We start from the raw sequence: 9,896 nt of genomic DNA, 5'->3' as shown, positions 1-9,896 counted from the left end.
TGCAGATGCTGGATACTATTATGCAAAACTAAATGCAGCAACATATGAACAACAATCAAATGGTACTTTTGAGAAAGTGCGTGGTGGATTATCTCAAGCAATTGTTGGTGGTAAGTTTATTTCAGGTTTAGATTTTAGTAAATCTATGAATGTACCAATAAATCTTTTTGCTGGCATTGGTTTGTATTACACTTATCCTAATAATCAAAATTGGACAAGGCATATCATTGTACAAGCAGGAATGGCATTTATTATTAGAAGGAATATTGAATAATCATGAAAAAAAATATACTATATATATTTATAATTATAACATTGCTTTCAGCTTGTAAAAAAGAAAGTAATTCTAATTTAATTAATAACTATTATTTTTAAAAATTGATAATGTTGTATTGCCAATAAATATTACAGGAAATAAGTTGGCAGAGCAAGCAATAATTTATATCAATGATGGATTGACAACAAATGTAAACAACGAGAAAAATAATATATATTGGTCGTACATCGAAAAGAATTATAAAGTTGTCTATTTTGACCAACGTGGCTCTGGAACAGCACAAGGCAATGCCAAAACAGAAGACATGACGATTGAACAGTTTGCAAGAGATTTGGATAAAGTAGTAGATTTTACCTTCCAAATAGCAAAAGTAAAAAGTGTTTTCTTACATGGTGTTGGTATTGGTGGCACAGTAGCTTGTCAATATTTATTAGATTCAACAAAACAAAATAAAATAAATGGATTTATTGCAGAAGCACCAGCATACAATATGGTAGATGCTTTAACATTATCTAAGCTATTGGTATTGCAAATGGCAGATTCTAATATTTCCCAAAATAGCAATATTCTATATTGGCAAAGTAAAATTGATTATTACAACGCACATCCAATATTTACAGCAGATGTATTTAATGAGCACATCAATATATTACAACAAAATAATGGAATAATTTTTAATCCAAACAATGTAAAGCAAAGAAGCACTGATGCACCAAACACTCCAGTTGATGCTGTGTATAAAAATCAATTAAAATCATATTCAGACATAAAGTATAATGGTCAGTATTTTACTTCACTTAATCTTACACCATTACTAAATAAAATTGATATTCCAATTTTGTTGATTTGGGGCGACAAAGATGCTTTTTTACCTAAAAATAATTTGGCAATCCAATTTAGAAATGCAATTGGAGCTAATGTTTCATACAATCCAACAAAATATTTATTAACAGGTCATGTGCCACATGCCGAAGATTTTCTGACTTTCCAACTAGATGCAAACGCATTTATTAATGCCAACAAATAATTGTATTAAATTATGAATCGTATTACTCAGCTTTTTAACGAAAAAAGAAATAATATATTAAGTATTTTCATCACTGCAGGATATCCAAATCTAAATAATTTACCTGAGATTTTATTAGCATTACAAGAAAGTGGTGTAGATATGATTGAGATAGGAATGCCATTCTCTGATCCAACAGCAGATGGTCCAATTATCCAACATTCCAATACCATTGCTATTGAAAATGGAATGACAATACAACTAATGTTCGAGCAATTATCTAATATTAGAGAAAGTATACATGTGCCATTAATTTTAATGGGATATATAAATCCAGCATTGCAATTTGGATTTGATAATTTCTTGGAACAAGCAAAAAATGTAGGTATTGATGGTGTCATTATTCCTGATTTGCCAATGTATGAATATGAAAATATATACAAACAAAGTTTTGAAAAAAATGGTTTAGAAAATATATTTCTTATCACGCCACAAACTGCAAACGAAAGAATTTTAAAGATTGATAGCATCAGCAATAGTTTTATATACGTTGTATCTTCACACACAATCACAGGAACAAATGTGAATATAGAAGAACAACAAAAAGACTATTTTGAAAGATTAAAAACTCTTAAACTAAAAAATCCAACAGTTATAGGTTTTGGTATCAAAGATGCAAGTACATTTAAGTTTGCTACACAACATGCAAATGGTGCAATCATTGGTTCAGCGTACATAAAGCAAATGGAGAATAGTAAGAATATAAAAAAAGATACTAATGATTTTGTAAAAAGTATTTTGTCTAACTAAAATATTTTTTGTCAATCAAAGTTTGTTTTTGTTTTATATTTTCCACTAATATTTTGCTTGATTTCGTGTCTTCAAATTGTACTTTGTGAGCAGTCATTTTCAATAACTGATTTTTATCTTCCATGTACTCTAATGTAATATCATCAAAATACATTTTTGTAAAATAATTCCAAATATAGTTAATTGCCATTTGGTTTGGATGACAAAAGTCTGCTTCAAAAAAACGATAATCACGCAAGTCATCAATAATTAATTCATAAGCAGGAAAGTATTCAGTGTTTATATATTTATTAATTATATTTTCTACGGAATATATCAATCTACTTTTACTTCTATTGTTTTCTACCAAGCCATCACGCCAATGCCTAACTGGACTTACCGTAAAAATGATTTTTAAATTTGGATTTAATGTTTGAAGTGCTTTGTATGTTAAATCAAATGCATCAAGAATTTCATCAATGTTTAAGAATCTTTTGTTGAATTTTTTCGCATCAATTTTATGACAATTAGAAACAATTTTATGATTTTCTTCTAGCTCATAGATTATTGAAGTACCTAAAGTGATGAGTAGATATTTGGTATTTTTTAAAAATTCATGACTTGAAATTATTTCCTCGTTTATTTTTTCAAGGCACATATTTTTTTCTACATGACTAAATGAAGAATGATGTTCTAAACTATGCCACAGTTCATGATTGAAAACTAATTCTTCTTCTGAAAATAATTTCTTATCTACAATTCTATTTAATGCACCAAAAATGGCAATTGGATGGAATAATATTCCAAATGGATTGATTTTAGTGTTAAAATCATGTCGTTGAAGAAAATGCCCAATATTTTCAGTAAAACATGAACCAATCAACATCAGGTTGTCTTTGTAATTAATCTTGTTTGTTGCAATTTGTTGTGGAAAGTCTAGTTTTAGCTTCATTTATACAAAACTAGTAAAATATTACTAAAAATAAAGATTTAAACATTTTCTAAAAAATACACACATAGTTCATAAATGTACATAACCCGTTGTGCGGTTTAAATACTTAATATAAAAGTGATGTTGTGCATCATGTTTTAGCATGATTTTTGTATATAATTATTTGAATACCAATTATTTACAATGCACAACATCAAATCAAATTTCGACAAAATTTTTAATCTTTCCAAACTTTATCTGAAAGATTTTATTGTAGATTCCTCTTTTAACTTCCAATTATATAGAAATAAGCCTAAAATGAATGATTGTGAAATCATCGCATTATCACTTTGTGCTGAAGCATTGAGTATTGATTCTGAAAACTTATTTTGGAAGAAATTAAAGGTAGAATATTCATTAGATTTTCCACATTTAATTGACCGTTCTAATTATAATAAACGAAGGCGAAGATTACAGAATTATATTCATCTCTTGAATGAAAAAATAGCACAACCTTTTAATGAATTTGAAGATGTTTTTATTGTAGATTCTATACCTATTCCAATTGTACAATTAGCAAGAGAAAAGCATTCTAAAATATGCAAACATGATTTTGAAACAGCTCCAGATAAAGGTTATTCTGCTGTAAGTAAATCGTATTATTATGGATATAAACTTCACTTGTCTACAACCCTTAATGGAACATTTATGTCAATGGATATTACCAAAGCCAGCGTACATGATGTACATTTTTTAAATAATCTAAAGCATAGTGGAATGAATAATGCTATACTACTTGGTGACAAAGGCTATCTATCTACTCAATACCAATTAGACTTGTTTGAGTCCTGTAATATTCAACTTAAAACTCCTTTGCGTAACAATCAAAAAGACTATCAGAAATATCCATTCATACTTAGAAAATGTAGAAAGAGAATTGAAACATTATTCTCACAACTTTGTGACCAGTTTATGATTAAAAGAAACTATGCTAAATCATTCATTGGATTGATTACAAGAATCAAATCTAAAACCTGTGCATTAACTGCCTTACAACTTTTAAATAAAATGAATAATAAACCAATCAATCATCTTAAATTCGCACTATGTTAAACCGCACAACAGGTTGTACATATTGAATAAACATATCATACTCTTAAATGTCTTATCTTTACACAAATTAACAATTAACTTATGAAGTTTAAATCTTTACTATTTTTAATTGCATCTATATTAATACAAAATATATATGCACAACACAGTATTACAAATTTAGCCACCAATTACACACAAGATTTTAATTCTTTGGCTAATTTTGGTTCAACAAGTTCTACATTGCCAGCAAACTGGTACATATCAAATGCAACCTATTCAGTTGGTACAGGTTCTTCTAATTCAGGACAAATTTATAGCTTTGGTGCAGCTGGAAGTACTGATAGAGCATTAGGTTCTTTAGGCTCAAATGGAAATCAAAATGGAAAGTTTGGTATGAATTTTACAAATAATACAAGCAGTAACATATTATCACTTACAATTTCTTATAAAGGAGAAATGTGGCGTTTAGGTTCAGGCTTTCCATTAGATACATTATATTTTTCTTATAGTACAGATGCATCTAGCATTAGCAATGGTACATGGACTGAAGTAGACCAACTTCGTTTTTTAACACCAGATACATCGAGTGCATTTGGGGCAGTAGATGGAAATTCAAATACATTTAGCAGAAGTGTTTCATATACAATTACTGGATTAAACATCTCTCCAGGCGCATCGTTTTGGATAAGATGGCACGATTTCAACTCACCAGGAAATGATGATGGATTATCAATTGATGATTTAACAGTGTCATACTCAGGTGCTGTATTACCAGCATGTACTACACCAACTAATAATGCAACAGTAAACTCATTAAGTTCAACAATAACAGAAATTACAGGAAGTTTTAATAAAGCATCTGGTAGTCAAAAAACATTGGTAATATATTCTACAAGTAGTACATTAAGTCCAAATCCAACAAATACAAGTAGCTATCTTGTTGGCCAAGCTTTAGGTGGTGGTACTGTAGCTTTTGTTGGTGCTGCTTCAACTGGAAATATTAATCTATCAGGATTAAGTGCAAATACATTATATCATTTCTTCTTTTTCCCTTTTAATGATTCATGTTCAGGTGGCCCAGTATATAAAACTACATCAATTAAAACAGATACAATTAGAACAAAAAGACAACCAGTTATTGCACCATATTACTCAACAGTTGATACCAATTTAACTTGTGGAGATTTTAAAACAGCATTAAAAAATAGGATTTTAAATAATCATGTGCCAATTACCTATGCACAAGTTCTTACAGCATTTGCAAGCACAGATATATCATCAGGTAATAATATTGTTGAAAGATATTCAAATTGTCAATTTACTTACACAACAGCACCATGCTCAGGAAACTCAGATACTTGTCAATGTTATAATAGAGACCATGTAGTTCCACAATCTTGGTTTGGAGATTGGGACAACTATCCTATGTACTCAGATATGCATCATATTTTTCCGTCTGATGGTTATATTAATAGTGCAAAAAAAGGCAATTTGCCAGTTGGTATTGTTAATGGTGCTGGTTCATATTCAAATAGTGCAGGTGTAAAAGTTGGAAACTCAGCTGCGGCAAATGGTTTTACTGGCGAAGTATTTGAGCCAGGCAATCAATATAAAGGCGATTTTGCTCGTGCTTACTTATACTTTGTTACAAGGTATCAAGATAGTATTGCAAATTTTGAGACTAGATTTCCTTCAAGTCCATTTAACAGTGCAAACTACACGGGATTAGATAAATGGATTTTAAAAATATTAGTACAATGGCATAAACAAGACCCACCAAGTTCATTAGAGATTTTTAGAAATGATTCTGTATATAGAATACAAGGAAATAGAAATCCATACATTGATTATCCAAATTGGGTAGAAAAGTATTTGGCACAAACGGAGATGCATGTGGATTGTATGCTGATTGTAACCAACCAACTGCAGTACCTACAAATCTTACATTTACATCAGTTACTAAAAATTCAATTTCAGGAAAATTCAATAAGCCAGTTGGTGGTGCAAGTGGATATATTGTAATATATAGAAAAACGAATTCATTCCTTCCAGTACCTAAAGATTCTGTTACATACAGTGTTGGTCAAACAATTTCAGACTCAAATTCAAATGTTGCAATAGTAGCAGACACATCAATAAATGCTAATGATACTACATTTACAATAACAGGATTAGATTCATCATCTACATATTATGTTGCAGTAGTTCCATTTAATCAATGTGATTATGGTAAAAACTATTTAACATCATTTACAAATAATGTAAATAAAAATGACACTGTTACAGCAGGTATAATTGCTACACCATGTGGCGACCCAACTCAATTACCAACAAATTTAGTTTTTACATCAGTTACAAATAATTCTATATCTGGTACATTTAATCAATCTGCTGGTGGTGCTGATGGTTATTTAGTATTATATAGAAAGAATAATTTCAATATGGCTATTCCAAGAGATTCACAAGCATATGTAATTGGAAATATAATAACGCAAGTAAATGGTACATATACAGATACTTCTATAGTAGGTGACATTTCTAGTAATGCTACTGATACAACATTTACTATAAGTGGATTAGATTCATCATCTACTTATTGGATTGCCGTAATACCATTCAACAATTGTACTTTTGGAAGAAGCTATAGAAGTTTAATTATTACGAATGTGAATAAAAATGATACAATTACAACAGGAGTAAATACAACTCCATGTGCTGAGCCAAGCTCGTTACCTGATACAGTTATTTTTGGAACCATCACAAATAGCTCAATTTCTGGAACATTTGGCAAATCATTTGGTAGTGTTTCAGGTTATGTTGTAATTTATAGTAAAGTGTTTAATATACCATTTTTAAAAGATTCTACAACATACACTGTTGGTCAAAAAGTATTGGCTACAGATTCTGCAAGAGTTGGTTTTATATCTACAAATAGAAATGATACAACATTTACGATCACAGGCTTAGATTCATCAACTAGATATTATATTGCAGTAATACCATATAATAACTGTGCAGGATTTGGTAATAACTATAGGAATTTAATTATAAATAATGTAAATAAAAGTGATACCTACACAACTGGTACAACATGTGCAGCTCCAGCATCTTCAGTTGCAACAGTATCATTTACAAATGTAACCTCAAGTAGCATTAGTGGTAGTTTTTCTAAGGTAACGCCATCTCCTACTGGTTATATTGTTGTATATAGTACAAATGGATTTATTGCATTCCCAAGAGATACAAATGTTCAGTATACTTCTGGTCAGATATTAGGTACTGGAACTCAACAAGCAACTGTATTGAAAGTTGCATCGTCAACTGATACAACTTTTAGTGCATCTGGATTATTGGCAAATACGAAATATCATTTTTGGGTTTTCCCTTACAACGAATGTAGTGGTACAATTAAAATTAGAAGAACAAGTGTAAAAAGAGATTCTACAACTACAGATTTTTCTACTGGTATAAAATCTAATAAAGAAACTGCTTTCAAGGTTTATCCTAATCCAGTTATCAATGGTAAATTAAACATTCAGTTTGAGCAGTATTTGAATAATGAAACTCAAATTAGAATTGTTGATATGGTTGGTAGAGTTATGATACAAGAACAATTACCAAACAATACTAAAAACTATCAATTTGATGTTAATGAATTAAGCAAAGGTATATACTATCTGCAAATTGGCGATAAATCAAACTTTAGTACTGTTCCATTTATGAAACAGTAAGGTTGAAAAATAAGCATCAAAAAGCCGAAGCAATTGCTTCGGCTTTTTTTATGTCTTGTTGTGAATAGTCCTGAAATAAGTTGACACAAAAGTTGACTTATTTATTACACAAATGAAGTATTACAATATATTTACTTCAGGTGATAGTTGTATTTTAAATTTATCCAATACAATATTGATAACATGATATGCATGATTTAAAATTTCATCACCACTTGCATTACCATAATTTACAATTACCAAAGCTTGTTTAGAATGATTGCCTGTATTTCCAACAATTTTTCCTTTAAAATCACTTTGCTCAATAAGCCAAGCAGCAGGAATTTTATAATTTCCATTTTCTAAAAGATAGTGAGGCATATTTGGATATTGTAATAATAATTTTTGCAATAAAGTATTATCTATTTCTGGATTTTTAAAAAAACTTCCAGCATTGCCAAGTTCCTTTGGATTGGGCAGTTTGCTACTTCTTATTTCAATCACAGCATTATATATATCTTTGATTGCAATATCAGTTATTCCATTTTTTAGCAATATATTTTTTATATCACCATATTCAATATTTATGTTGTAATCTTTCTTTTTTAATAGTATGTTTATTGAATATATAAAATATTTATTCTTTTCAATATTTTTGAAAATACTTTCTCTATATCCAAATTTGCAATCTTTATTGTTGAATATTTTACTTTTGCCATCTGATAAATCTATTGCATGTACACTTGTAAGTACATCACAAATTTCAACACCATACGCACCAATATTTTGCATAGGCGCCGCTCCTACTGTTCCTGGAATCAATGCTAAGTTCTCTATTCCTTGGTATCCATTGTTTACTGCATAAGTTACTAAATCATGCCAAATAGTTCCTGATTTTACTTCTAATTCAATTTCAGTTTCATTCACATGTACAATATTAATTCCTTTTATATTGTTTTTTATGGTAAGACCTTCTACATCTTTTGTAAATAATATATTGCTACCACCACCTAAAATAAAAAGTTGATCATAATTTTGTTTATAGTTTAAGATAATTTCTTTTAATGTATCAATATCACAAACTTCAATAAAATTAGAAGCGATAGCATTAATGCCAAAAGTATTATATGGTTGCAGTTGAATGTTTTTCTGTATAGCTAACATATTGCAAATATAATTAATTACATCAGATATGATAAAAATTGAAACTTACTATACTTCTAAGTCTTTCAAAAACTTTGGCCAAAGTAATTTTTCTGCTTTAGATGAGAAAAATCCTCTGTGACCAAATTCTTTCATATCAAAGTCTTTTGCGTGTAGCGTTTCTATTGTTTTATCTGCATTCGAGTATTTATCTAACATATCTTTACACGAAATGTAATTGGCAACAATATCATCAGCTAAATGATACGCTTTAACTTTACATCGAATTGTGTCAAAATAATTAACTATATTTTTTGATTTAAAGAATGGAAAGAAAAAATCTTTATTCATACAAAAGCTTCTTAATTCCAAAATAATATTTTTTGGGAAGCCACCACTTACGCCATACATTTTATTATTAAAAAATCCATTGATTCCAATATTAAGTGGAACTAATATTTTCCAAAATATTTGCATAGAATATCCATACCACGCTGGAGATTTTTTCCAATATGCGTGCTGATGCAACTAAAAATAGCTTATCAAAGTCCTTTGCATTTTTCATATATCCAATTAATTGTCCACCAGAACTATGACCAACTATGTATTTTTTTCATTAGCATAGTTGTTTTGCACATAATCTAAAGCAGCTTGCATATCTTTTATCCAATCTGTATGTGATACAGAAGATGTATAGTTTTGCGCATCAGAATAATCATAAGTTATAGTAACATATTCATTTTCGGTTAAAAATTCTGCAAACTTCCAATATATTTTTTGTGGAATACAAGTTCCAGTGTTTATTAAAACAACGCCTTTAATCTTGCCATTTGGTTTTCTAATGTTTAGAAATATTGTTGTACTAGATGCTGATTGTATCTCAATTTTTTCCATCTCTTAAAAATATAAAAATTATTAGCTTTTTTGAGCTATTTTTGCAACATA

General features: G+C 29.3%; 9 protein-coding genes. 5 read left to right on the top strand and 4 right to left on the bottom strand.

Annotation, left to right across the window (positions count from 1 at the left end; genetic code table 11):
• The 3 genes from IPK18_14310 to IPK18_14300 all read left to right on the top strand — a co-directional run.
• Positions 1-274: hypothetical protein (locus tag IPK18_14310; protein ID QQR97967.1), on the top strand; the 274-nt coding region annotated here is incomplete at its 5' end.
• A 118-nt stretch (positions 275-392) separates the two neighbouring features.
• Positions 393-1,304 (top strand): alpha/beta hydrolase, encoded by a 912-nt coding sequence (locus tag IPK18_14305; GenBank protein QQR97966.1) that lies wholly within the window; start codon positions 393-395, stop codon positions 1,302-1,304.
• A gap of 12 nt (positions 1,305-1,316) precedes the next feature.
• Positions 1,317-2,093 carry a tryptophan synthase subunit alpha gene (locus IPK18_14300; protein ID QQR97965.1) on the top strand — a complete coding sequence of 259 codons (777 nt, stop codon included), beginning with the start codon at positions 1,317-1,319 and terminating at the stop codon, positions 2,091-2,093.
• On the opposite strand, the gene IPK18_14295 is transcribed toward IPK18_14300, so the two are convergent.
• Entirely contained in the window at positions 2,086-3,024 is a 939-nt protein-coding gene (locus IPK18_14295) for a GSCFA domain-containing protein (GenBank protein ID QQR97964.1), read from the bottom strand. The two genes, IPK18_14300 and IPK18_14295, sit on opposite strands and share 8 nt — an antisense overlap.
• A gap of 297 nt (positions 3,025-3,321) precedes the next feature.
• On the opposite strand from IPK18_14295, the gene IPK18_14290 reads away from it, so the two are divergent.
• On the top strand, positions 3,322-4,116 hold the full coding sequence (locus IPK18_14290) for an IS982 family transposase (GenBank protein ID QQR97963.1): 795 nt from the start codon (positions 3,322-3,324) through the stop codon (positions 4,114-4,116).
• 1,838 nt (positions 4,117-5,954) lie between these two features.
• On the top strand, positions 5,955-7,829 hold the full coding sequence (locus IPK18_14285; protein QQR97962.1) for a T9SS type A sorting domain-containing protein: 1,875 nt from the start codon (positions 5,955-5,957) through the stop codon (positions 7,827-7,829).
• Between the two features lie 120 nt (positions 7,830-7,949).
• Here IPK18_14285 and murB read toward each other — a convergent pair whose 3' ends face one another.
• The 3 genes from murB to IPK18_14270 form a co-directional block, all read right to left on the bottom strand.
• Positions 7,950-8,972 (bottom strand): UDP-N-acetylmuramate dehydrogenase, encoded by a 1,023-nt coding sequence (gene murB / locus IPK18_14280; GenBank protein ID QQR97961.1) that lies wholly within the window; start codon positions 8,970-8,972, stop codon positions 7,950-7,952.
• A 48-nt stretch (positions 8,973-9,020) separates the two neighbouring features.
• The gene (locus tag IPK18_14275; protein QQR97960.1) at positions 9,021-9,479 is read right to left on the bottom strand and encodes a hypothetical protein; all 459 of its coding nucleotides are present in this window, start codon (positions 9,477-9,479) and stop codon (positions 9,021-9,023) included.
• 72 nt (positions 9,480-9,551) lie between these two features.
• On the bottom strand, positions 9,552-9,845 hold the full coding sequence (locus IPK18_14270) for a hypothetical protein (GenBank protein QQR97959.1): 294 nt from the start codon (positions 9,843-9,845) through the stop codon (positions 9,552-9,554).
• Positions 9,846-9,896 lie beyond the last annotated feature (51 nt).

It is taken from the genome of Sphingobacteriales bacterium (genome assembly GCA_016699615.1).
Classification (GTDB): domain Bacteria; phylum Bacteroidota; class Bacteroidia; order Chitinophagales; family JADIYW01; genus JADJSS01.
The sequence above is the reverse complement of the archived record's forward strand: the minus strand, read 5'-3'. Positions and strand labels throughout refer to the sequence as shown.